The organism is Bradyrhizobium sp. 141, assembly GCF_023074055.1.
Taxonomy (GTDB): domain Bacteria; phylum Pseudomonadota; class Alphaproteobacteria; order Rhizobiales; family Xanthobacteraceae; genus Bradyrhizobium.
The window spans coordinates 197,332-219,080 of sequence record NZ_JADPKR010000115.1 but is presented as its reverse complement, the minus strand read 5'-3'; the positions used below and the strand labels follow the sequence as shown (position 1 = coordinate 219,080).

Annotated in this window: 20 protein-coding genes; 14 read left to right on the top strand and 6 right to left on the bottom strand. The window is 65.3% G+C overall.

The window, feature by feature from the left end; translation table 11 throughout:
• Position 1: 1 nt before the first annotated feature.
• The 3 genes from IVA81_RS39680 to IVA81_RS39670 form a co-directional block, all read right to left on the bottom strand.
• Positions 2-913 carry a carbohydrate ABC transporter permease gene (locus tag IVA81_RS39680; RefSeq protein ID WP_247329717.1) on the bottom strand — a complete coding sequence of 304 codons (912 nt, stop codon included), beginning with the start codon at positions 911-913 and terminating at the stop codon, positions 2-4.
• Positions 913-1,851, bottom strand: a complete 939-nt coding sequence (locus tag IVA81_RS39675; RefSeq protein ID WP_247329714.1) for a sugar ABC transporter permease — start codon at positions 1,849-1,851, stop codon at positions 913-915. Before IVA81_RS39675 ends, IVA81_RS39680 begins: the two co-directional genes overlap by 1 nt.
• Before the next feature lie 140 nt (positions 1,852-1,991).
• Positions 1,992-3,332 carry an extracellular solute-binding protein gene (locus IVA81_RS39670; protein WP_247329711.1) on the bottom strand — a complete coding sequence of 447 codons (1,341 nt, stop codon included), beginning with the start codon at positions 3,330-3,332 and terminating at the stop codon, positions 1,992-1,994.
• 482 nt (positions 3,333-3,814) lie between these two features.
• On the opposite strand from IVA81_RS39670, the gene IVA81_RS39665 reads away from it, so the two are divergent.
• Both IVA81_RS39665 and IVA81_RS39660 read left to right on the top strand, forming a co-directional pair.
• Positions 3,815-4,609: a Spy/CpxP family protein refolding chaperone gene (locus IVA81_RS39665; protein WP_247329707.1), complete on the top strand. Its 795-nt coding sequence runs from the start codon at positions 3,815-3,817 to the stop codon at positions 4,607-4,609.
• 113 nt (positions 4,610-4,722) lie between these two features.
• Positions 4,723-5,100: a response regulator gene (locus IVA81_RS39660; protein ID WP_247329704.1), complete on the top strand. Its 378-nt coding sequence runs from the start codon at positions 4,723-4,725 to the stop codon at positions 5,098-5,100.
• A 132-nt stretch (positions 5,101-5,232) separates the two neighbouring features.
• Here IVA81_RS39660 and IVA81_RS39655 read toward each other — a convergent pair whose 3' ends face one another.
• From IVA81_RS39655 to glk, 3 genes are all read right to left on the bottom strand, one after another.
• Positions 5,233-5,388 (bottom strand): hypothetical protein, encoded by a 156-nt coding sequence (locus IVA81_RS39655; RefSeq protein WP_247329701.1) that lies wholly within the window; start codon positions 5,386-5,388, stop codon positions 5,233-5,235.
• 144 nt (positions 5,389-5,532) lie between these two features.
• On the bottom strand, positions 5,533-5,736 hold the full coding sequence (locus IVA81_RS39650; protein WP_247329698.1) for a hypothetical protein: 204 nt from the start codon (positions 5,734-5,736) through the stop codon (positions 5,533-5,535).
• Between the two features lie 144 nt (positions 5,737-5,880).
• Positions 5,881-6,873: a glucokinase gene (gene glk, locus IVA81_RS39645; protein WP_247330323.1), complete on the bottom strand. Its 993-nt coding sequence runs from the start codon at positions 6,871-6,873 to the stop codon at positions 5,881-5,883.
• Positions 6,874-7,142: 269 nt separating this feature from the next.
• On the opposite strand from glk, the gene pncA reads away from it, so the two are divergent.
• From pncA to ilvD, 12 genes are all read left to right on the top strand, one after another.
• Positions 7,143-7,769, top strand: a complete 627-nt coding sequence (gene pncA, locus IVA81_RS39640; protein ID WP_247329695.1) for a bifunctional nicotinamidase/pyrazinamidase — start codon at positions 7,143-7,145, stop codon at positions 7,767-7,769.
• 15 nt (positions 7,770-7,784) lie between these two features.
• Positions 7,785-8,900 carry an alpha/beta fold hydrolase gene (locus tag IVA81_RS39635; protein WP_247329692.1) on the top strand — a complete coding sequence of 372 codons (1,116 nt, stop codon included), beginning with the start codon at positions 7,785-7,787 and terminating at the stop codon, positions 8,898-8,900.
• Positions 8,901-9,039: 139 nt separating this feature from the next.
• Positions 9,040-11,073: an NAD(+) synthase gene (locus IVA81_RS39630; RefSeq protein WP_247329687.1), complete on the top strand. Its 2,034-nt coding sequence runs from the start codon at positions 9,040-9,042 to the stop codon at positions 11,071-11,073.
• Positions 11,074-11,105: 32 nt separating this feature from the next.
• A complete protein-coding gene (locus IVA81_RS39625) occupies positions 11,106-11,501 on the top strand; it encodes a GrlR family regulatory protein (RefSeq protein WP_247329684.1) in 396 nt (131 codons plus the stop codon).
• 81 nt (positions 11,502-11,582) lie between these two features.
• Complete coding sequence (locus IVA81_RS39620; protein ID WP_247329662.1) at positions 11,583-12,836, top strand: DUF1236 domain-containing protein; 1,254 nt, start codon at positions 11,583-11,585, stop codon at positions 12,834-12,836.
• A gap of 455 nt (positions 12,837-13,291) precedes the next feature.
• The gene (locus IVA81_RS39615; RefSeq protein WP_247329658.1) at positions 13,292-14,107 is read left to right on the top strand and encodes a sugar phosphate isomerase/epimerase family protein; all 816 of its coding nucleotides are present in this window, start codon (positions 13,292-13,294) and stop codon (positions 14,105-14,107) included.
• A gap of 29 nt (positions 14,108-14,136) precedes the next feature.
• On the top strand, positions 14,137-15,774 hold the full coding sequence (locus IVA81_RS39610) for an ABC transporter substrate-binding protein (RefSeq protein WP_247329655.1): 1,638 nt from the start codon (positions 14,137-14,139) through the stop codon (positions 15,772-15,774).
• 3 nt (positions 15,775-15,777) lie between these two features.
• Positions 15,778-16,761 carry an ABC transporter ATP-binding protein gene (locus tag IVA81_RS39605; RefSeq protein WP_247329652.1) on the top strand — a complete coding sequence of 328 codons (984 nt, stop codon included), beginning with the start codon at positions 15,778-15,780 and terminating at the stop codon, positions 16,759-16,761.
• Positions 16,758-17,744 (top strand): oligopeptide/dipeptide ABC transporter ATP-binding protein, encoded by a 987-nt coding sequence (locus IVA81_RS39600; protein ID WP_247329648.1) that lies wholly within the window; start codon positions 16,758-16,760, stop codon positions 17,742-17,744. The genes IVA81_RS39605 and IVA81_RS39600 overlap by 4 nt, the downstream gene beginning before the upstream one ends.
• The gene (locus tag IVA81_RS39595) at positions 17,744-18,673 is read left to right on the top strand and encodes an ABC transporter permease (RefSeq protein WP_247330320.1); all 930 of its coding nucleotides are present in this window, start codon (positions 17,744-17,746) and stop codon (positions 18,671-18,673) included. The genes IVA81_RS39600 and IVA81_RS39595 overlap by 1 nt, the downstream gene beginning before the upstream one ends.
• A complete protein-coding gene (locus IVA81_RS39590) occupies positions 18,670-19,530 on the top strand; it encodes an ABC transporter permease (RefSeq protein WP_247329645.1) in 861 nt (286 codons plus the stop codon). The genes IVA81_RS39595 and IVA81_RS39590 overlap by 4 nt, the downstream gene beginning before the upstream one ends.
• Before the next feature lie 294 nt (positions 19,531-19,824).
• Positions 19,825-21,675: a dihydroxy-acid dehydratase gene (gene ilvD / locus IVA81_RS39585; RefSeq protein WP_247329624.1), complete on the top strand. Its 1,851-nt coding sequence runs from the start codon at positions 19,825-19,827 to the stop codon at positions 21,673-21,675.
• Positions 21,676-21,749: the final 74 nt, after the last annotated feature.

Here is a 21,749-nt window from a genome sequence, read left to right as displayed (position 1 = left end):
ATCAACCCTTTGTCGCGCCGGCGGTCAGGCCGGCAATGTAGTAGTCCATCAGGAAGGCGTAGATGACCAGCGGCGGCGCAGCGCCGAGCAGCGCGCCGGTCATGATCTGTCCCCAGTTGAACACGTCGCCCTTGATCAGCGTGGTGGTGATGCCGACCGGCAGCACCAGCTGGTCCACCGACGTCGTGAACACCAGGGGATAGAGGAACTGCGCCCAGGACACCGTGAACGCGAAGATGGTGGCGGCGATCAGCCCGGGCAGCGCGACGGGAATGAAGATCCGCGTCAGCGTCTGGAGCCAGGAGGCGCCGTCGATCAGGGCTGCCTCGTCCAGCTCCTTCGGGATCGAGGCGAAATAGCCGATCATGATCCAGGTGCAGAACGGTACGGTCAGCGTCGGATAGATGAACACCAGCACGTACCATCTGTTGAGCAGCGTGATGCCGGTCAGCTCCTGGACGCCCCCGAGCACCTTGAACAGAGGGATGAACAGAAGGCTGTCCGGAATCAGGTAGGTGAGGAAGACGCCGGTGGCCAGCGTCGCCGAGCCCCAGAACTTCATACGGGCCAGCGCGAAGGCCGCGGGGATGCTGATCATCATGGTCACGATCACCACGATGATCGAAATGATCGACGAATTCCAGAAGAAGCGCAGAAACTGGTTCGAGCTCAATAGCTCGACATAGTTCGACAGCGTTGGATGAAACACCCACCAGGGGTTGGTCGCCGCCGATATCTCCGCGCTGCTCTTGAGCGAGGTGATCAGCATGTACACCGGCGGCGTCAGGAAGAAGATCGCGAACAGCACCAGGAAGAAATAGGACCAGCGCAGCGCCCAGGTGCGGTCGCGGCTCATGCTGCCGTATTTGACCTTGCGGGACGGTCCGGCCTTGTCGATTGCGAGCGTGCTCATCAGGCTTCGTTTCCGCGTTTGTTGACATCGCGCAGGATGAAGATCGCAGCGACCGCCAGGATCGGCACCATGAACAGAGAGACGCAGGCGCCGAGCGGAATGTCGCTGCTTTGGATGCCGACCTGGAACGCCCAGGTGGCGAACAGATGCGTCGTATCCAGCGGGCCGCCCGATGTCAGGATGCGCACGATGTCGAAATTGGCGAAGGTGACGATCAGCGAGAACAAGGTGGTGATCGCGATGATGTTGCGCATCATCGGCAAGGTGATGTGCCAGATCTTCTGCCACCAATTGGCGCCGTCGATCTCCGCGGCCTCGTACAACTGGTCGGGCACGGATTTCAGCGCGGCCAGATACATGATCATGAAGAACGGCGCCCCGTACCAGACGTTGACGAGGATGACGGAGAAGCGCGCCCAGAAGGTGTCGCCGAGCCAGGGGATCGGCCCGACACCGAAGAAGGACAGCGTGTAATTGAAGGCGCTGTAGGAGGGGTCGAATAGCCAGAGCCAGGCGAGCGTGCTCATCGCCGGCGGGATCACCCAGGGCACCAGCAACATGCCGCGCCATTTGCGCTGGCCCTTGGCCGGGATGTTGTGGACGAAATGCGCGACGATGAAGCCGATCAAGGCCTTGAAGACCACGGCGGTGATGGCGAAGATGCAGGATTGCCGCACCACCATCCAGAACGTCTCGCGCTTGAAGAGGAAAGTGAAGTTGCTGAGGCCGACAAACTTCGTCATCGCCTTATTCAGCGTCGCGAGATGGACCGAGTAGAGGGCGGGATAGAGCACGAGCAGCAGGATCAGGAGGATCAGCGGCAGCGTCAGGAAAAACGCAACCGTCGATTTTCGCCCGAGCGCGTTGCGCAGGCTCGATCCCTTTCGCGCGCCCGTCGCACGGGCGACGCGGCCTCGCTCAACGACGACATCGGCCATGTCAGCTTCCTTAAGTCAGCTTTCTTGCAACTTTCCAACCGCGAAGCCGGCAAAGGCTCGGCTTCGCGGTCATGCGGATTGGAGGACCGGATACGGGCGGCTCACGCAACGTGGCGCGAACCGCCCCTGTCACCCCCGGTCTAACTCCGCATGAAGCCTTCGCACTCGCCCTCGGCCCAGGCGAGCGCCTGATCCATGGTCTCGCCGCGCGCAAAGCGCAGTGCCATCTTGGTCAGCGTCGCCTGGAAGTAGATCTGCTGCGCGATCTTGGGCGGCGCCGGCGATGCCGCGATCGACAGCGTCTGATGCTTGTGCGGGTCCGGATAGTGATAGAGCGTTCCCTTCGGCGGCCCTTCCTCCTCCCAAGTCTTGAACTTGTTCATGTTCGCATAGGCCGGCAGGTCATAGCCGCCGCTCACCGCGACGAACTTCTCGATCGACGATGGCGCGGAGAGGTGAACCAGCAGGCTCTTGGCCGCCTCCTTGTTCTTGCCGAAGCTCCAGACGCCCCAGAAGTAAGGCAGGTACGGCGCAAACCGGCCCTTCGGACCGGACGGGAAGCCGTGCGTCCAGCACTGCTCGGCAACCTGCGGCGCATCGCGCTTGGCAACGGCCCAGGCGCTCGGCGGATTGAGGATCATCGCGCCGCGGCCGGAGATCAGCCATTTGTTGTTCGAAGCGTCGTCCCAGGACGGTGCGTCCGGGGGCAGAAACGCGATCAGCTTCTTGTAGAACTCCATGGCCTGGCGAACCTGATCGGTCTTCACCGTGATATCGCCCTTGGCGTTGACGAGCTCGGCGCCGAACGACTGGAAGATCGCACCGGCGGTGTCGACGCTGTCGGTGGTCTCGCCGAGACCGATGCCAAACGGAACGCCGGCCTTGTGGCAAGCCTCGGCCGCCTTCAGGAAGGTTTCCATGGTCCAGTTTTCGACCTTGGGCGCGCCACCGGCCGGATACATCTCCTGCACGTCGATGCCGGCATGCTTCTTCATGAGATCGATGCGGGAGCAGGGGCCTTTAATCTGGCTGCCGGGTGTCGCGGGCACTGCGAGCCATTTGCCGCCCGACTGTCCGAGATATTTGACGGTGCCGTTCACCTCGCCATTCTGCTTGAGCAGCGGCTCCATGACGTCGTTGAGCGGCTCGAGATTCTCGGAGTAGGCCTGCGGCCACCAGCTCGGCATCTGAAGAATGTCGTGACCGGACTTGGCCTGGGCTTCGGCCGCAGCGGTCAGCTCGATCTTCTTGTTGTTGCTGGTGATGTAGTCGATGGAGACTTCGACCTTCTCCTTGGCGGCCCATTCGTTGACGAGATCAGTCGAGGCCTTGTTGGCGCCCGGTACCCAATGGTCCCAGAAGCCGATCGAGAGCTTGCCGGCGGCGTAGGCGCCTCGGACATAGGGCGCCGAGATCAGCGCCGCGGAGGACATTGCAGTGGCAGCCACAAATTGACGTCGCGTCAGTGTCTTGCGTGACATCTCGTTTCCTCGCCTGGGTGTTTGTTGTTGGAGTTTCCTCTGAGAGACTTTCTTGTTGAGTTCTTGTTGTCGGATTTTCTTCTTGGTGCTGTCGGCTGGCGTGAACAATTCACGCAGGCCGCAACAAATTGGTAGCGCGATCAGATCATGATTGATCGCGTCTGTCGAGAAAGCCGAACGGCTCCTCGTCTAGAACTAATGGTGTGCCCGACACCGTCTTGATTGCACGTCAGGACCTGCGTCGCGCGTCAACGCAGCTGTTCATTTTGCGACGCACACTTTGTGCGAGCGAGCCCTCGTACGATCCGTGCGCAATTACGCCGCAGTTTCGAATGAGCCTGCATAACCGCTTCCCGCGAAAGAGTTTTCGGGCGTGGACAGCAATCGGCCGCATCTGGACCTTGGCGCGGCGGAAACGATAGAGTTGCAATTGGCGGGGGCTCTCGCCCGACAGGCCAGCCAGATCGACGATGGAGACGAGAATGATCAACCCGGCGCCGCCAGCGCGGCTTCACATGCGGCGATGGTTTGCGCTGGGGTCCGTGCTCGCGCTGCTGCTCGGCAACGCCGCGGCGGCCAATGCTCAAGGGCTGGTCAAAGGCGTTCAGGATGGTGCGGCGGCCGGGAACAAGGCGGCAGGTCCGGTCGGTGGCGTGCTCGGCGGCGCAATCGGCGGTGTGGTCGGCGTCTTCACCGGCGTGCTCGGCGTCGGCAACAACAATGGCAATCAGGCCCCAGCCGCCAAGGACGCTGGCAAGGACGCCGGCAAGGATGCCAAGCAGCAGGGCGCGGCCAAGGACAAGGATGCCAAGAGCGGCAAAGCGGGCAAGGGCGCCAAGGCAAGCAAGGAGGCGAAGAACGCACCGCAGGGCAAGGACAATAAAGATGTCACGGTCCTCACCCAGCCCGGCGCGCCGCAGCAGACCGCCGAACAGATCGTCGCCAACAGCGACGCCTATATCGAGCGGATCAAGACCGAGCTGAACCTCACGCCCGATCAGGAGAAGCACTGGTACGGCTTCTCGAGCGCTATGCACTACCTGGGGCATAATGGCGCGGAGCGGCTCAACTTGCGGGTTGCCCGCGCCAAGCGGGATCCGCCCGACGACATCATCGAGCAGATGCGCAACGAGTCGCAGTTCTTGATCGACCGGGCCGCCGACCAGCGCAACGTGGCCGACGCGGCCGAGCCGCTCTTTTCGAGCCTCGATGACAAGCAGAAGCAAGTCTTCATTCAGGAGATGGTGCGCCTGAGCCATGAGCGCGGATTGGATTGATCAAGTTGAATCGGATCGGGCGCGTCTGAATTAACGGCGCCCGCCACGAATTCGTGAATGCTCTCCACAATTGATGTATGGTTAGCTTCGCGAAGGCTGACTGCGGGGTTGATATGGCGGACGGACTCTCCGTTTTCCTGGTCGAAGACGAGGCGTTGATCCGGATGATGATCGCCGACATGGTGGAGGAACTCGGCCACCACGTCGTTGCGGAAGCGGACAATGTGCGGGACGCCAGCGCGTTCGCCATGACCGCACAATACGATCTGGCCATCCTCGACATCAATCTCATGGGCGTCTACGTCGATCCCGTCGCCGACCTGATCGAGCGCCGCGGCAAACCGTTCCTGTTCGCCACCGGTTACGGCCCCGAGCTGCTGCCGTCCTTGCTCCGGCGCAGGCCGATCCTGCGCAAGCCGATCGCAATGGATCAGCTCAAGGCGATGATCGATTCGATGTTTCCGGGAGCCCCCGTCAAAGCGCAGCACTAGTGACGGCGAAGACGCCGCACTGGTGACGGCGAAGACGCCGCGCTGGTGACGGCGAAGACGCCGCGCGGGGATTGCCAACGAAAATGGCCGCCCGTCAGGGGCGGCCATTTGGCGAAGGGATTTGTCGCAATCTCACATCAGGCCGGCGCCGAGGTCGAAGCCATGCGCCATCAGGCCGAACGAGGCGACCAGGCCCGTGCAGCAGAACAGCAAAATGGTCTTGAAGGACGAATCGGCGAAACGCGTTTCGACGATGGCCGGCATCGCGGCGATCGAAATCATGCTCATGTTCATTGCCCCCTGTGTTGATCCTGAATTGCATCAGGTGAGGGAACTCTTAGAGCAAAAAGTTTGACGGCGGATTGCGGGAAATCGTTAATGGAATTGCTAATTTTTCCCGCGTTCGCGCCTGCCGCAGCCGGCTTGCAAGTCTCAGTTGCGACCGTTCCTCAGCACCGTGGCAATGGTATGGGCCGTCATGGCCGCGCGGTCCGAGGCGCGCTGGGCGGCCAGCCGGTCTCGCGCCCTTTCCTCGATCAAGAGGTCGATCAGGGCGAGCCGCTTGTCTTCGTCATCCGCCTCGCTCAGCAGACGGTGATAGCGGTGATAGTCGAAACCCAGATCCTGCTTACGCAAGTTACGCCCCCGCAACTACGGCACACACGGTCTGATTGTTTCTCATCGGGAACATGCAGGCAAGCGCATTCATGAGTGGAACCGCACCTGCGCTGCAATCAGCTGTGAATATTGGAACCCGCGAGCAGCGAGAGCTTTCGCGCCTCAATCCACGTTGTGGTCGGCAAACATCTTCAGGCCGACGAAGCTCGCATCGGGCTTGATCACGAGCCTGGTTGGAATGTTGCGCAAATACTCCTGGAATCGTCCCTTGGCTTCGAAGCGTGCCCGGAACGCGGAGGCCATCAGGAACTCAGGAAAGCGCGGCGCGATTCCGCCGGCGATATAGACACCGCCGCGGGCGCCGAACGTCACCGCGAGATTGCCGGCGACTGAGCCAAGGATGGCGCAGAACATCTCCAGCGTCGCGCCGCTGACGGGACAACTGCCCTCCAGGGCGGCCTTGGTGATGCCGGCAGCATCGCGCTGCGGCACCTGAGCGCCGTCAACCTCCGCCAAGGCTTCGTAGAGATTTTGCAGCCCGGAACCCGAGAGCGCGCCACGCTCGATGGAGACGTGGCCGAGGCGTCGGCGCAAGCACGTGATCACACGTTCCTCGCGCTCGTCCTCCGCCGGCAGCGTCGCGTGTCCGGCTTCGGTGACGACGGCCAGTCGCGCGCCATGGCGGTCGACCAGGCAGGAGACGCCAAACCCGGTTCCGGGTCCGACCACCAGCAACGGCTCTCCGGGCAGGCCATCTTGTCCGCCAAGCGGGATCAGATCGGCAGGCTGCAAGGCGGGCAGGGACCAGGCGACCACCTCGAAATCGTTGAGCACATGGACGCTGTCGAGGCCGAGAGCCGGTTGCAGCTCGTTGCCGTCGATGACCCAGGGACTGTTGGTCATGACGCAGCGGTTGTTGGTGACGGGACCCGCGACGGCCAGCACGGCTCTGTGAGGCTGCTCGCTGCCGGACCGGCGCGCCAGGACGTCCGAGATGGCTTCCCGGACGGTCGGGAAGTCGGCGACCTTCACATAATCAATCGGTCCGATCTGATCGAAATCGCCGCGGCCCAATTCGCTCTGGCTCAGCGCGAAGCGCGCATTGGTGCCGCCGATATCGGCGAGAAGAATCTGTCCTGTCTTGCCGATATTCATGACTTCGCGGCTGCCACCGCCTTCCGGCCGCGCCAACCCTGTCCTCCACGCCTTTGACCCGATCCGCCCGTTGCGGACAGCGCGAGAATCCGCCCTTGGGTGCGCCTAGTCAACACGGACGAGGGCAAACCGTTGCATTCTGACCGTCGTCCGCTGCCCAATTCGCGCAGCCCTCGCACGGAGCCGCCGGTTGCGAAGCAGCGCGGGAAGACCGACACTCAGGGGACGGGCCTGGCGCCGGCGCGCCCGGCGCATCAACGAGACTGGCGATGAAGATTTCCGACCGCGACGTGCTGCTGGCGATCGACGTGCAGAACGACTTCTGCACCGGCGGAGCGCTTGCCGTTCCCGGCGGCGAGAAGGTCGTGCCTGCGATCAACCGAATCGCCCAAAAATTCACCAACGTGGTGCTGACCCAGGACTGGCATCCGCGCGACCACGTCTCGTTCGCGCCGAACCATGCGGGCAAGCAGCCGTTCCAGACCATCGAGCTCGATTACGGCACCCAGGTGCTCTGGCCGGCGCATTGCGTGCAGGGCACCTCAGGCGCCGAATTCCATCGCGATCTCGACGTCACTTGCGCGAGCCTCGTCGTGCGCAAGGGATTTCGCCGCGGCATCGATTCCTATTCGGCGCTGTTCGAGAACGACCGTCGGACGCCGACGGGCCTGCTCGGATATTTGCGCGAACGTGAGCTGAAGACCGTCTTTGTCGCCGGTCTGGCGCTGGACTTCTGCGTCCGCTTCTCGGCGGAGGATGCGCGCAAGGCAGGGTTGGAAGTGGCCGTCGTCGAGGACGCCTGCCGCGGCATCGATCTCGACGGCTCGGTAGCCGCGGCCCATCGGAGTTTTCGCGACCTCGGCATCTCCGTCGTCAGCCTCGAGGCGTTTCTATAAGGACTTGAGAAAGTCATGGTGGAAAACATCGGCAAACAGCCGGGCGGACCGGATCATGCCCCTGACGAGCCGCTGCTCTGGCCGTTTGCGGCGGCCCGGCTCGCCATGGACGCCTGCTTCTGGTGGGTCGAGCGCGGCCGGGCAGAGCAGGATGAGAGCAACTTGCCGTGGACGACGCCCAACAGCGTTGCGCTGGAGCTTGCGACGATGCGCCTGCGCGATTGCTCGCAGACCCGGTCCGGCCAGCCAGTGCTGGTCTGCGCGCCCTATGCGCTGCATCGGGCCCTGATCGCCGATTTCGCGCCAGGCCACAGCGTGGTTGGCTCCCTGCAAGACGGCGGCATTGACCGGATCTATCTCACCGATTGGCGGTCAGCTACGCCGGACATGCGCCATCTGTCGATCGACAGCTATCTTAGCGATCTCAACGTCGCCATCGACGAGATCGGCGCGCCGGTCGATCTGGTCGGCCTGTGCCAGGGCGGCTGGCTGTCGGTGCTCTACGCGGCGCGCTTCCCGGCCAAGGTGCGGCGGCTGGTGCTGGTCGGTGCTCCCGTGGACCTGTCGATCGATTCCTCGTTGTGCCAGCTCACCCGGAACGCGCCCGAGATGGTCTACGACCAGTTCGTCGCACGCGGCGGCGGCAATGTCAGCGGCGGGGAGATGCTCCGCTTGTGGTCCAAGGCGCCAAACCGCGACGATATCGTAGCGGCGTTGCAGAGAGACCTGTCGGACCAGGAGGGCGCGGCGCTGCTCGCGCGCTTCGACCGCTGGAACGCGGAGACGCTCGATCTGCCGGGCAAATATTATCTGGAGACCGTCAACCGGATCTTCCGGGAGAACCAGATCGCCGGCGGCAGTTTCGTCGCTCTTGGCCGCACGGTCGATCTCAAAGACGTCAAGGCGCCGGTCTTCCTGCTCGCCGGGCTCGACGACGACGTCGTGCCGGCTGCGCAGGCGCTCGCCACCGCTGGTCTCCTCGGCACGCCGCCGGCCTTCATTGCGGCGGCTTCCGAGCCGAGCAACCACCTTGGCCTGTTCATGGGCGCGCGCACCCACGCGCATGCCTGGCCGCGGATCGCCGACTGGCTGCGCGACGACCTGTCCGGCGTGCTGGCCCGCAGCGCCTGAATCGCCAGGCGCCGGGCAGGCCACCCTGCAGATCCGTTATGCATGACGGCGGATGGCCTGCACGGGCCCCGGCCGATGGGCTACATATGGTCTGGAGCTGACGGCTTCGGCAGCGAAGAGATTTAGGGTACTGCGCTCGATGACTTTCCACTCGATCTACGCCCACGGATTTGCCCGCGTGGCGGCCTGCGTCACCACGTCCCATGTCGCCGATCCCTCGGCCAACGCGAAGGCCGTGCTGGCCGCGGCCAATGCCTGCCACGAGCAGTCGGTGGCAGTCGCCGTGTTTCCCGAGCTGTGCCTGTCCGGCTATGCGATCGAAGATCTGGTCAAACAGGATCCGCTGCTCGATGCGGTCGAGCGCGGCCTTCTGGGCATCGTCGAGGCCTCCGCAGGACTGATGACGGTCCTGATCGTCGGCGCGCCGCTGCGCTTTGGTCATCGCATCTACAACTGCGCCGTGGCCATTCATCGCGGCAACGTTCTCGGCGTGGTGCCGAAGACCTACCTGCCGACCTACCGCGAATTCTACGAGGGCCGGCATTTCGCCTCCGGCGCCGGCATGGTCGGGGAGACGATCGCGTTCGGCGGGCTGCATGCCCCGTTCGGCGTCGACCTCCTGATTTCGGCCGAGGACGTCCCAGGCCTCACCATCGGCGTCGAAATCTGCGAGGACATGTGGATCCCGGTGACGCCAGCCTCGGAGCTCGCGCTTGCGGGCGCCAGCGTCCTGATCAATCTCTCGGGCAGTCCGATCACGATCGGCCGGGCGCGCTCGCGCGCGCTGCTGTGCCAATCGACATCGGCACGTTGCCTCGCGGCTTACGTCTATTCGGCGGCCGGGGCAGGGGAATCGACCACAGATCTCGCCTGGGACGGCCAGACCTCGATCTACGAGAACGGCGTGCTGCTGGCGGAGGGCGAGCGGTTCCGGCAGGGCGGCCAGATCACCACTGCCGACATCGATCTCGACCTGTTGAGGCAGGAACGCGCTCTGATGGGCACGTTCGACGACAACCGTCGCCAGCGCGAGGCGTTTTTCCGCAAGGTGACGTTCGCGCTGAAGCCGCCCGCGGCCGACATCGGCTTCCTGCGCAAGGTCGAGCGCTTCCCCTTCGTGCCGAGCGACGAAAGCCTGCTCGAGCAGGATTGCTACGAGGCCTACAACATCCAGGTCGCCGGCCTCGTGCAGCGCATGCGCGCCACCGGCACCAAGCGCGTCGTGATCGGCGTCTCGGGCGGGCTCGATTCCACCCACGCCCTGATCGTCGCCGCCAAGGCGATCGACCTGCTCGGCCTGCCGCGCGAGAACATCCTGGCCTACACCATGCCGGGCTTTGCCACCGGCAGCGAGAGCAAGTCCCATGCGCTGGCACTGATGCAGGCGTTGCAGACGAGCTGGCAGGAGCTCGACATCCGCACCACGGCGACGCAAATGCTGAAGGATATCGGCCATCCCTTCGGTCAGGGCCAGAAGGTCTACGACGTCACCTTCGAGAACGTGCAGGCGGGCCTGCGCACGGATTATTTGTTCCGACTCGCCAACCATCACGGTGGCATCGTGATCGGAACTGGCGATCTCTCCGAGCTCGCGCTCGGCTGGTGTACCTATGGCGTCGGCGACCAGATGGCGCATTACAACGTCAATGCCGGCGTGCCGAAGACGCTGATCCAACATCTGATCCGCTGGGTGATCTCGTCGAAGCAGTTCAGCGACGACGTCAACCGCACGCTCGGCTCGATCCTGGTGGCCGAGATTTCGCCGGAGCTCGTGCCGGTCGAGGCCGGCGAGAAGCCGCAGAGCACCGAAGCTTCCGTCGGGCCCTATGAGCTGCAGGATTTCAACCTGTTCTACACGTTGCGCTTCGGCATGCGGCCATCCAAGATCGCGTTCATGGCGCAGCATGCCTGGAAGGACGTCGCCAAGGGCGAATGGCCGCCGGCATTCCCGAACGATCGGCGCAAGGCCTACGAGCTTCCCGAGATCCGCCGCTGGCTCGAGGTGTTCCTGCGCCGCTTCTTCGCCTTCAGCCAGTTCAAGCGCTCGGCGATGCCGAACGGCCCGAAGGTCTCGGCCGGCGGGTCGCTTTCACCGCGTGGCGACTGGCGCGCGCCGTCGGATGCGAGCGCGGCGGCGTGGCTCGAAGATCTCGAACGGAACGTGCCCAGCTGATCGGGCGCGGATCGACATGGGGAGATGATCGGATGTCGACCGGGGACAGAGCAGAAGCGGGTGGAGAGGCCGGGGTCGTCAACGGCCTCTACATCTTCGACATCGAGATGCGTGACGGCAAGCGCGGGCAGGCCAGAGGCGTGGTCGTGCTCTGCGATGGTCGCATCATGGGCGGTGACAGCTTCTTCTACTACACCGGCAGCTACACGTTCCGGAACGGCAAGTGGCGGGGCGACATGATCGTCAATCAGCACACCGAAGCCGTCGGCAGGACGCTCGCATTCGGCGGCCGGGAGGTCACTTGCGGTTTCTCGGGTGACTATTCCGCTGGTGGCGCCGAAGTCGAAGGCAATGGCGCTGGTCGGCAAGACCACGGTGACATTCACAGCCCGCCTCACGCTCAAGGACGCGATGTGAGCCCGGCGTGATCGGCCCTCGTTCCTGCTCAGGAACCTTCGCACCTACCGAACGTTCGCGTCTGTTGTTGCGAATTGTCGAGGAGAGGGACCATGCGCAAGCACTTGATGTTATCGACTGCAGCTATCGGACTGATGCTTTCTTCCGGGTTCGCCTACGCTCAGGCACCCGGTGAGCGCAGAGACGAGCCGAGACGGACCGAGGAGCCGGCGAAAGGCGCTGCGCCGCAGCGCGGAGGCGCCCAAGAACGTGTTCAAGAGCGCGCACAAGGCGCCCAGGAGCGACTGCAGGGCGCGGGCCGCGAAGAGAAGGGCGGCGCTGCCAAGCAGGAGGCGAATGAGGACAAGCGCCAGCCTGCCAATTCTGCCGAGCGTAACCAGCCAAAAGCGAAGGATCAGGCACAAGAATCCCGCGAGCCTGCCCGCGATCGCAACCGTGACGCCGAGAGCACGAAGCCGGGACGTGACAGCAAGAGCAGCGCGGAGACGAAACAAGACAAGTCTGCGCCGCAGAAATCAACGGCCGAGTCCGAGAAGTCCAAGGCCGGCCCGGCTGGCCAGCAGAACGAGCGGAGTGGGGCTACGGCCAATCAGAACGAACGCAACCAGGCCCAGCCTCCACGCAATGCGGCCGAGCAACAGCCGGCGCAACAGAACAACCGGCCGGCCACCGCGACGGACACGAACCGGACGGCTCCGACCAACAATGCGCAGACCGCGCCTGGCACCGCGGGCACGCAGACCAATCAAGCCAATCAGACCACGCAGACCAACACGCAGGTCAATCAGCAGACCCAGGTGACTTCCGAGAGGCAGGTGCGGATCTCCGAAACGGTGAGCCGCGCACGCCTGGCGCAGCCGGAGCGCAATCTGAACATCTCGATCCGGGTCGGCGAGACGATTCCGCCGCGCGTGCGGCTCCATCGGCTTCCGCCCGAGATCGTCTCGATCGAGCCGGAATATCGGGACTACGAGTATTTTGCCACGGATGACGAGGTCGTCATCGTGGAGCCGCGCTCGCATCGCATCGTCAGCCAGGTGCCGCGCGATCCGTCGCGGGCCCGTGCGCAGATGGGCGGCAGCGCGTCGTCGACGAGCATGGCGGCAGCCGGTGGGAGCAATGTGAACTGCCAGATCATGCGGCGTGACGCCTCCGGCAATGTGGCCCAGGCAGAGCCCTCAACCGTGGGCTCGACCGCGCGCACGGATTCGCTGAGCGTGACTGTCCAGATGCCCGGCGGCGGCTCGTCCGCGCCGATCGCCCTCGGCGCTCCCGCGGGCAATATCGTGGTCGCAACGCAAGGGCAGGGCGACTGCACGGTCACACTCGAGCCGCCGACGCGCTAACCGAAGAACCACACTGAAACGAGAACGCGCCGCCCGGATGATGCCCCACCGGACGGCGCGTTGCTGCGTTCAATCTAAAAAGCTTCGAGGTCCGGAGTGCCTAGGAGTCCGGACCTCGTCACCTTTGCCCCAGCCTTCAATCCCCCGCCCCATGTGGTCCCCCAACCCCATGTAGCGCGATCAGAGGGTGATGCCCGTGGAAGTGGCCGCCGATCGATGTCCCGCGATGTACGCGAAGTGCTGTTAGGATTCCATTCCGGGTCACTACGGACACCGATACCGCTTGCCATGTGTTCGTTCAGCATCGGTGGTTCGATGGCTGTTGCCTGAATCTGGAGTGCCGGCCGGCAGGATGTCCACATCTCCTCAGCGCCGCGGGACCTCGATTTCACCGGCCTGTCATTGAACTGGTCTAGCGCTGCTCCCCGTCAACGCTGACAGCCAAGGAGCAAGCCATGTCGAAGCCGGTGCTGGGCGCCGCATTGTCCATCAAATCGATTCCCGCGCATCGCGACTGGCTTCTCGATCGGCAGCGCGATCTCGAAATCCAGGACTTCTTCCGCGCGGATCTGCTCGATAGCGATTGGCGCAGCACGGCCGGCGAGATCAAGCAGATGCTCTCAGGCCATACCGGCCGGCTCGGCATCCACGGCCCGTTTTGGGGTTTCAAGATCGACAGCCACGATCCCATGATCCGCCAGGCGGTGACCAAGCGCCTGCTTCAGGGCCTGGAGGCCGCCGAGTTCCTCGGCGCGACGCAGATGGTGATCCACTCGCCGTTCACGACCTGGGACCACAACAATCTCGATCTCTATCCTGACAATCGCGGCAATCTCGTCGAACGCGTCAAGGCGACGCTTGCCGAGGTGATCGCGCGCGCGGAAACCATCGGCTGCGAGGTCGTCATCGAGAACATCGAGGACAAGGACCCGCGCGACCGGGTGCGCCTCGCCAAGGCGCTCGAAAGCAGCAAGGTCCGGGTCTCGCTCGACACCGGACACGCCAACTACGCTCACATCTCTACCGGCGCGCCGCCGGTCGACTATTACGTCGAGCCCGCCGGCGACATGCTGACGCATGTGCATCTGCAGGACACCGACGGCTTTGCCGACCGGCACTGGGCGCCGGGCGAAGGCAACATTCCCTGGGTCGCGGTGTTCCGGGCTCTTGGCCGGTTGACGTCCAACCCGCGGCTGATCCTCGAGCTTCGCAATCACGATGACGTCCGCGCCGGCGCAGCTCATCTCGCCGCGCTCGAACTCGCCGAATAACCGCATCATCCAGGGCAGGGGTTACCGCCATGAGCAAATTTACCCGTCGCACCATCCTGAAATCCGGCGGCGCGGCCGCAAGCACATTGCTGCTGCCGCGCTTTGCCATCGCGCAGGGCGACAACCGTCCGTCGGTGACGATCGCCGTGCAGAAGGTGACGAACGCCAACGTGCTCGACGTGCTGCGCGAGCAGTCCAATGTCGGCGAGCGCGTGTTTTTCTCCTCGATCTGGGAAGGCCTGATTTCCAAGAACTGGCGCGGCAATCTCGAGGCCGTGCCGGGCCTTGCCACAGAATGGCGCCGCATCGACGACCAGACCGTGGAACTGAAGCTGCGCCAGGGCGTCAAGTTCCACAATGGCGATGAGCTCACGGCCGAAGACGTCGTCTTCACCTTCAGCCGCGAGCGCATGTTCGGCGAGACCGAGGCCAAGAGCCGCTCCACCATCCAGGCCTTCGAGAAGATTCCGACGCCGCGCCCGGGCAAGGAGTTGCCGCCGGATGTGCCGGCCGTCGCCCGCCGCATCTGGCCCGACCTCGTCCGCGTCGACGCCGTCGATAAATATACCGTGCGCTTCTACAACGCGACGCCCGACGTGACGATCGAGGGCCGCCTGATGCGCTACGGTTCCGACATCATGAACCGCCGCGCCTGGGAAGAATCCGCGAGCTATCTCGACTGGGCGCGCAAGCCGGTCACCACCGGTCCCTACAGGGTTGTCGAGCTCAAGCCCGACGTATCGCTGACGCTGGAAGCCCATGACGAGTATTGGGGCGGCCGCCCGCCGCTCAAGCGCATCCGTTTCCTCGAGGTCCCGGAGGTCGCGAGCCGCATCAACGGGCTGCTCTCGGGCGAATACCAGTTCGCCTGCGACATCCCGCCGGACCAGATCGCCGGCATCGAGAAGAATTCTGCGTTCGAAGTGCAGGGCGGCACCATCCTCAATCACCGCCTGACCGTGTTCGACAAGAACCACGCCCAGCTCGCCAATCCGCTGGTGCGGCGCGCTTTCACCCATGCGATCGACCGCCAGGCCATCGTCGACAGCCTGTGGGCCGGCCGCACCCGCGTGCCGAAGGGACTGCAATGGGAATTCTACGGCGACATGTTCAACGCCGATTGGAACGTGCCGGCGTTTGATCCGAAGCTCGCCCAGGATCTGCTGAAGCAGGCCAATTACAAGGGCGATCCGATTCCCTATCGCCTGCTCAACAATTACTACACCAACCAGGTCGCGACCGCGCAGGTGCTGGTCGAGATGTGGAAGTCGGTCGGTCTCAACGTGCAGATCGAGACCAAGGAGAACTGGTCGCAGATCATGGAGCGTGCGCCGACCCGCGCAGTGCGTGACTGGTCCAACTCGGCCGCCTTCAACGACCCCGTATCCTCGCTGGTCGCCCAGCACGGGCCGAACGGCCAGCAGCAGCAGATCGGCGAGTGGACCAATGTCGAGCTGAACAAGCTCTCGGAGTTCCTGGAGACCTCGACCGACCGCGCCGCGCGCAAGAAAGCGTTCCGCCGCATGCTGGAGATCGCCGAGCGCGAGGACCCCGCCTACACCGTGCTGCACCAGAACGCGACCTTCACGGCCAAGCCGAAATCGATCAAGTGGAAGGCATCGCCGGCCTTCGCGATGGATTTCCGCGCCGGCAATTTCGAGGCGTAAGGGGTGCCGCCGCTGGTCAGCATCCGGGACTTTCGCGTCGCCTTTGGCGGCGTGCCGGTCCTGCGTGGCGTCGATCTCGCGCTTGGCAAGGGCGAGGCCCTCGGCCTCGTCGGCGAGTCCGGATCGGGCAAGTCGGTGACGTGGCTTGCCGCGCTTGGGCTGCTGCCGCGGCATGCCCAGGTCTCTGGCTCGGTGCGGCTGGAGGGGCGCGAGATCCTCGGCGCGCCGGCCGCCGAGCTCGACCATGTCAGGGGCGGGCGCGTCGCCATGATCTTCCAGGATCCGGCGAGCGCGCTCAATCCGGTGCTGACCATCCGCAAGCAGCTCTGCGAAGCGCTGGCGCTGCACCGGGATCTCCAAGGCAATGCCGTGAAGGCGGAAGCGCGACGGCTGCTCGATCTCGTCGGCATTCCCGACGCAGGCCGGCGGCTAGAGGCCTATCCGCACGAATTCTCCGGCGGCCAGGTCCAGCGCATTATGATCGCGATGGCGCTTGCCGGAAATCCCGACCTGTTGATCGCGGACGAGCCGACCACGGCGCTCGATGCCACCATCCAGGCGCAGATCCTGGAGCTGCTGTCGACGGTCCGGCGCGAGCTCGGCATGGCGATGGTGCTGATCAGCCACGATCTCGGCGTCGTCGCCGAGAATTGCGACCGCGTCGCCGTGATGTATGCCGGCCGCATCGTCGAGGAGGCCCCCAGCAACCAGCTCTTCGCCGATCCTGTGCACCCCTACGCACAAGGCCTGATCGGCGCGCTGCCGCCGCTCGACGGGCCGCGGCGGCGCCTGACGGCCATTCCCGGCACCGTGCCCGATCCCGCGAAGATGCCTGATGGCTGCGCCTTCGCGCCGCGTTGCACGCTGGCGGCCGAGCCGTGCCGCCTTGCCGCGCCGACCCTGGCGGCGATCGCCAATGATCGCAGCGTCGCCTGCATCCGCGCCGAGGCGTCGCGCCGCGCGCTGCTCGGGATCGCCGCCGAATGAGCGCGCCGCTCGTCGAGGTGTGCGCGATCTCGCGCAGCTATGCGATGCGTTCGGGGATGTTCGGCCGAGCTGCGGCCGTGCACGCCGTCGATGGCGTGTCGCTGACGATTGCCAAGGGTGAGACGCTGGGTCTCGTCGGCGAGTCCGGCTCGGGCAAATCGACGACGGGGCGCGTCGTGCTTGGCCTCGAACTGCCCGATCGCGGCGAGGTGCGGTTCGACGGCCAGCCGATGGCTGCGCCGGGCACGCCGGCTTGGCGCGCGCAGCGGGCGCGCATGCAGATGATCTTTCAGGACCCGCTTGGCGCACTCGACCGGCGCTTGCCGGTCGCGGCCCAGATCCGCGAGCCCCTCGACATTCACGGCATCGGCACGCCTGCCGATCGCGACGAGCGCGTCCGCGAACTCCTGCGCGCGGTCGAGCTGACCCCGGCGCATGGCGCGCGTTATCCCGGCGCGCTCTCCGGTGGCCAGCGTCAGCGCATCGTGCTGGCACGGGCGCTCGCCACAAAACCCCATTTTCTGGTCTGCGACGAGCCGGTCAGCGCGCTCGACGTCTCGATCCAGGCGCAGGTCGTGAACCTGCTTTGCGATCTCCAGGCGCAGCTGTCGCTGACGCTGCTGTTCATCAGCCACGATCTGCGCGTCGTCAGGCAGATCAGCAACGTCGTCGCGGTGATGTATCTCGGCCGCATCGTCGAGATCGGCAGCGCCGACGATCTTTTCGCGCGACCGGAGCATCCGTATACCCAGGCGCTGGTCTCGGCCTCGCCTGCGCCCGGGCGCCGCAGTGCGGGCCGCATCGTGCTCGCGGGCGATCCGCCGAACCCGGCGGCACGTCCCCAAGGCTGCGCCTTCCATCCGCGTTGCCCGCGCGCGATTGCGCGCTGTAAGGGCGAGGTGCCGGCGCTTGCGGACGTCGGCGGCAATCGGCAGGTCGCCTGTCATCTCGTCACCGGCGCCGAGACGCGGGACGCGGCGTGATGGGACGTTACTTCGCCATCCGCATTGGGCGCGCGGCGCTCACGATCGTTCTCGTCGTCACCTTCGCCTTCGTCGTGCTGCGGCTGTCAGGCGATCCCGCCCTGATGATCCTGGGGCCGGAGGCGCCGCCGGAGGTGCTCGCGGCGTTCCGCAAGGCCTGGGGTCTCGATGATCCCATCTGGTTTCAGTATCTCGACTATTTTGGCGCCATCGCCAAGGGCGAGCTCGGCCGCTCCATGCGCGACGGCCGGCCCGCGATCGAGCTGGTGCTGGAGCGGATCCCGGCGACGCTGGCGCTGACCTTGCCGGCCTTCGCGTTCAAGGTGGCGCTCGGCGTTCCCGCCGGTATCTACGCCGCGCTGCACCGGGGATCGGGTATCGACCGCGCCGTGATGATGATGGCGGTCGCCGGTTTCACCGTGCCGAGCTTCGTGCTGGCGCTGCTACTCGTGCTGGTCTTCGCCGTGCAGCTCGGCTGGCTGCCGTCGGGCGGGCAGGACAGTTGGCGCCACGCGATCCTTCCCATTGCGACGCTCAGCCTTGGCGGCGCCGCCGTGCTGGCGCGCTTCACCCGCAGCGCGATGCTGGAGGTGCTGGGCCAGCCTTATATCCGCACGGCTTCCGCCAAGGGCGTGCCGTGGCGCAAGGTGGTGACGTCGCATGCGCTGCCGAACGCGGCGATCCCGACCGTGACCATTCTCGGCTTCATGGTGGGCACGCTGATCGCGGGCGCGGTCGTGGTCGAGAGCGTATTTTCCTGGCCCGGAGTAGGGCGCCTGCTCGTCGTCGCCGTCGCCAACCGCGACCTCGCCGTCGTGCAGTGCATCCTGCTGCTGGTCGCAATGACCATGGTCACCTCCAATCTGATCGTCGACTTCCTCTACGGCTTCCTCGATCCGCGCCTGCGCGCCAAAGGAGCGCATGCATGACCGACGCGACGCTGAAGGATACCGCCATCCGCCGCCGCATTAGCCTGCCGGCGATCCCGGTCTCGGTCGCCCTTGCGGTGAGCTGGATCGTCGCGATGCTGGTGATCGCAACCTTTGCCGAGACAATCGCGCCTTACGGCTTCACCCAGCTCGATTTGCGCAACCGGCTCGCAGCGCCCGGCAATGCCGCGCACTGGCTCGGCACTGACGAGCTCGGCCGGGACGTGCTGTCGCGGCTGCTCGTCTCGATCCGCATCTCGCTGCTGATCGCCTTCGGCGCCACCGCGATCTCGGCCGTGGTCGGCACCACGCTCGGCTTCCTCGCCGCGCATTTCCGCGGGGCCGTCGAGCAGTTCGTGCTGATGCTGACCGACTTCCAGGCCAGCATGCCCTTCCTGATCATGGCCCTTGCTGTGCTCGCCTTCTTCGGCAATTCGCTGCCGCTCTTGATCGGCCTGATGGGCCTGTTCGGCTGGGAGCGCTACGCCCGCATCGCGCGGGGCCTTGCCATCTCGGCCAACGCGCAAGGCTACGCCGCCGCGGTCCGCCAGTTAGGCGCGACGCCGCCGCGGATCTACCTCAGGCACATCCTGCCCAACATCGCCTCGACCCTGATCGTCTCGACCACGCTGGTCTTCCCCGAGGTGATCCTGATGGAATCCGGCCTGTCCTTCCTCGGCCTCGGTGTGCAGCCGCCGATGACCAGCCTTGGCAATATGGTCGGTTATGGCCGCGAATACCTCACCCGGGCGCCCTGGATCATGCTGGCTCCGGCGACCACCATCGTGATCACGACGCTGGCCGTCTCCGTGATCGGCGACTGGCTGCGCGACCGGCTGGATCCGACGCTGCAGTAGGCCAGTCCCGTGTCCCGGACGCGCGAAGCGCGAGCCGGGACCCAGGAGGCTACGCACTTGCTGCCGCATGGGCCCCGGCTCTGCAGCGCACCGTCGCTGGACGATGCTCGCATCGCCAGGGAGACGCTGCGCTGCGTCCGGGGAACGTGAGAGAGCCCGCGCCGGGAGCAGGGGAGCCCTGTCCGGCTCAAGTTCCCGTTGCGCGCGTTCCCGGCGTGCGCTATCCGGCCACAAAGGCCTGAGGCGGCTCCATATTTTCCCGCCCGGCCGGCCAAACCGAGGACGGAAACCGCCATGCCAGCCTATCGCTCCCGCACCACGACCCACGGCCGCAACATGGCGGGGGCCCGCGGCCTCTGGCGCGCGACGGGCATGAAGGACGCCGATTTCGGCAAGCCGATCATCGCCGTCGTCAACTCCTTCACCCAGTTCGTGCCCGGCCACGTCCATCTCAAGGACCTCGGCCAGCTCGTCGCCCGCGAGATCGAGCAGGCCGGCGGCGTCGCCAAGGAATTCAACACCATCGCGGTCGATGACGGCATCGCCATGGGCCATGACGGCATGCTCTACAGCCTGCCGTCGCGCGAGCTGATCGCCGACAGCGTCGAATACATGGCCAACGCGCATTGCGCCGACGGCCTCGTCTGCATCTCCAATTGCGACAAGATCACGCCCGGCATGCTGATGGCCGCGCTGCGGCTCAACATCCCCGCCGTGTTCGTCTCGGGCGGTCCGATGGAAGCCGGCAAGGTCAAGCTGCAGGGCAAGACCAAGGCCGTCGACCTTATCGACGCCATGGTGGCCGCGGCCGATTCCAAGGTCAGCGACGAGGACGTCAAGGTGATCGAGCGCTCGGCGTGCCCGACCTGTGGCTCCTGCTCGGGCATGTTCACCGCCAACTCCATGAACTGCCTCACCGAGGCGCTCGGCCTGGCGCTGCCCGGCAACGGCACCGTCGTCGCAACCCATGCCGACCGCAAGCGCCTGTTCGTCGAGGCTGGCCACACCATCGTCGATCTGGTCCGCCGCTATTACGAGCAGGACGATGCCAGCGTGCTGCCGCGCAACGTCGCGAATTTCAAGGCGTTCGAGAACGCGATGACGCTCGACATCGCCATGGGCGGCTCGACCAACACGGTGCTGCATCTGCTCGCCGCCGCCCATGAAGGGCAGGTCGCGTTCACCATGAAGGACATCGACCGGCTGTCGCGCCGCGTGCCCGTGCTGTGCAAGGTCGCGCCCTCAGTGGCCGACGTGCATGTCGAGGACGTGCATCGCGCCGGCGGCATCATGGGCATTCTGGGCGAGCTCGACCGCGCCGGGCTCATCGACACCTCGGTCTCGACCGTGCACGCGCCGACCATGAACGAGGCGCTGGAGCGCTGGGACATCAAGCGCACCAAGAGCGAGACGGTCCGCACCTTCTTCCGCGCCTCGCCCGGCGGCATCCCGACCCAAATCGCCTTCAGCCAGGAGCGCCGCTACGACGAGCTCGATGCCGACCGCGAGAAGGGCGTCGTGCGCAACCTCGAACACGCCTTCAGCAAGGACGGCGGTCTTGCCGTGCTCTACGGCAACCTCGCGCAGGACGGCTGCATCGTGAAGACCGCGGGCGTCGATGCCTCGATCCTGAAATTCGAAGGCCCTGCGCGCGTGTTCGAAAGCCAGGACGCCGCCGTCGAGGGCATTCTGGGCGGCAAGGTCGTCGCCGGTGAGATCGTGGTCATCATCTACGAAGGCCCGCGCGGCGGCCCCGGCATGCAGGAGATGCTCTATCCGACCAGCTATCTGAAATCGATGGGCCTCGGCAAAGCCTGCGCGCTCGTCACCGATGGCCGTTTCTCCGGCGGTTCGTCCGGCCTGTCGATTGGCCATCTGTCGCCGGAAGCGGCCGAAGGCGGCAACATCGGTCTGGTCCGCACCGGCGATCGCATCGCGATCGACATCCCGAACCGCAGCATCAGCCTGGAGGTCTCCGACGAGGAGCTAGCCCAGCGCCGCGCTGCGGAGGAGGCGAAGGGCGATGCCGCCTGGCAGCCGGCTGCGCGCAAGCGCAACGTCTCGACCGCGCTGCAGGCCTACGCCGCGCTCACCACCAGCGCCGCCCGCGGAGCGGTGCGCGAGGTGAAGCGGCGCTTGAGATAGGCGCCTGATCGGCGGCGCCTTAGGCTGGATCGATTGCTCCGAAGCCAATCGGGCTCTCTACGCGAGCGCGCAGA

Coding starts and splice junctions, on each gene's coding strand:
- IVA81_RS39680 (WP_247329717.1), bottom strand. CDS start 913: ATGAGCACGCTCGCAATCGACAAGGCCGGACCGTCCCGCAAGGTCAAA.
- IVA81_RS39675 (WP_247329714.1), bottom strand. CDS start 1,851: ATGGCCGATGTCGTCGTTGAGCGAGGCCGCGTCGCCCGTGCGACGGGC.
- IVA81_RS39670 (WP_247329711.1), bottom strand. CDS start 3,332: ATGTCACGCAAGACACTGACGCGACGTCAATTTGTGGCTGCCACTGCA.
- IVA81_RS39665 (WP_247329707.1), top strand. CDS start 3,815: ATGATCAACCCGGCGCCGCCAGCGCGGCTTCACATGCGGCGATGGTTT.
- IVA81_RS39660 (WP_247329704.1), top strand. CDS start 4,723: ATGGCGGACGGACTCTCCGTTTTCCTGGTCGAAGACGAGGCGTTGATC.
- IVA81_RS39655 (WP_247329701.1), bottom strand. CDS start 5,388: ATGAGCATGATTTCGATCGCCGCGATGCCGGCCATCGTCGAAACGCGT.
- glk (WP_247330323.1), bottom strand. CDS start 6,873: ATGAATATCGGCAAGACAGGACAGATTCTTCTCGCCGATATCGGCGGC.
- pncA (WP_247329695.1), top strand. CDS start 7,143: ATGAAGATTTCCGACCGCGACGTGCTGCTGGCGATCGACGTGCAGAAC.
- IVA81_RS39635 (WP_247329692.1), top strand. CDS start 7,785: ATGGTGGAAAACATCGGCAAACAGCCGGGCGGACCGGATCATGCCCCT.
- IVA81_RS39630 (WP_247329687.1), top strand. CDS start 9,040: ATGACTTTCCACTCGATCTACGCCCACGGATTTGCCCGCGTGGCGGCC.
- IVA81_RS39625 (WP_247329684.1), top strand. CDS start 11,106: ATGTCGACCGGGGACAGAGCAGAAGCGGGTGGAGAGGCCGGGGTCGTC.
- IVA81_RS39620 (WP_247329662.1), top strand. CDS start 11,583: ATGCGCAAGCACTTGATGTTATCGACTGCAGCTATCGGACTGATGCTT.
- IVA81_RS39615 (WP_247329658.1), top strand. CDS start 13,292: ATGTCGAAGCCGGTGCTGGGCGCCGCATTGTCCATCAAATCGATTCCC.
- IVA81_RS39610 (WP_247329655.1), top strand. CDS start 14,137: ATGAGCAAATTTACCCGTCGCACCATCCTGAAATCCGGCGGCGCGGCC.
- IVA81_RS39600 (WP_247329648.1), top strand. CDS start 16,758: ATGAGCGCGCCGCTCGTCGAGGTGTGCGCGATCTCGCGCAGCTATGCG.
- IVA81_RS39595 (WP_247330320.1), top strand. CDS start 17,744: ATGGGACGTTACTTCGCCATCCGCATTGGGCGCGCGGCGCTCACGATC.
- IVA81_RS39590 (WP_247329645.1), top strand. CDS start 18,670: ATGACCGACGCGACGCTGAAGGATACCGCCATCCGCCGCCGCATTAGC.
- ilvD (WP_247329624.1), top strand. CDS start 19,825: ATGCCAGCCTATCGCTCCCGCACCACGACCCACGGCCGCAACATGGCG.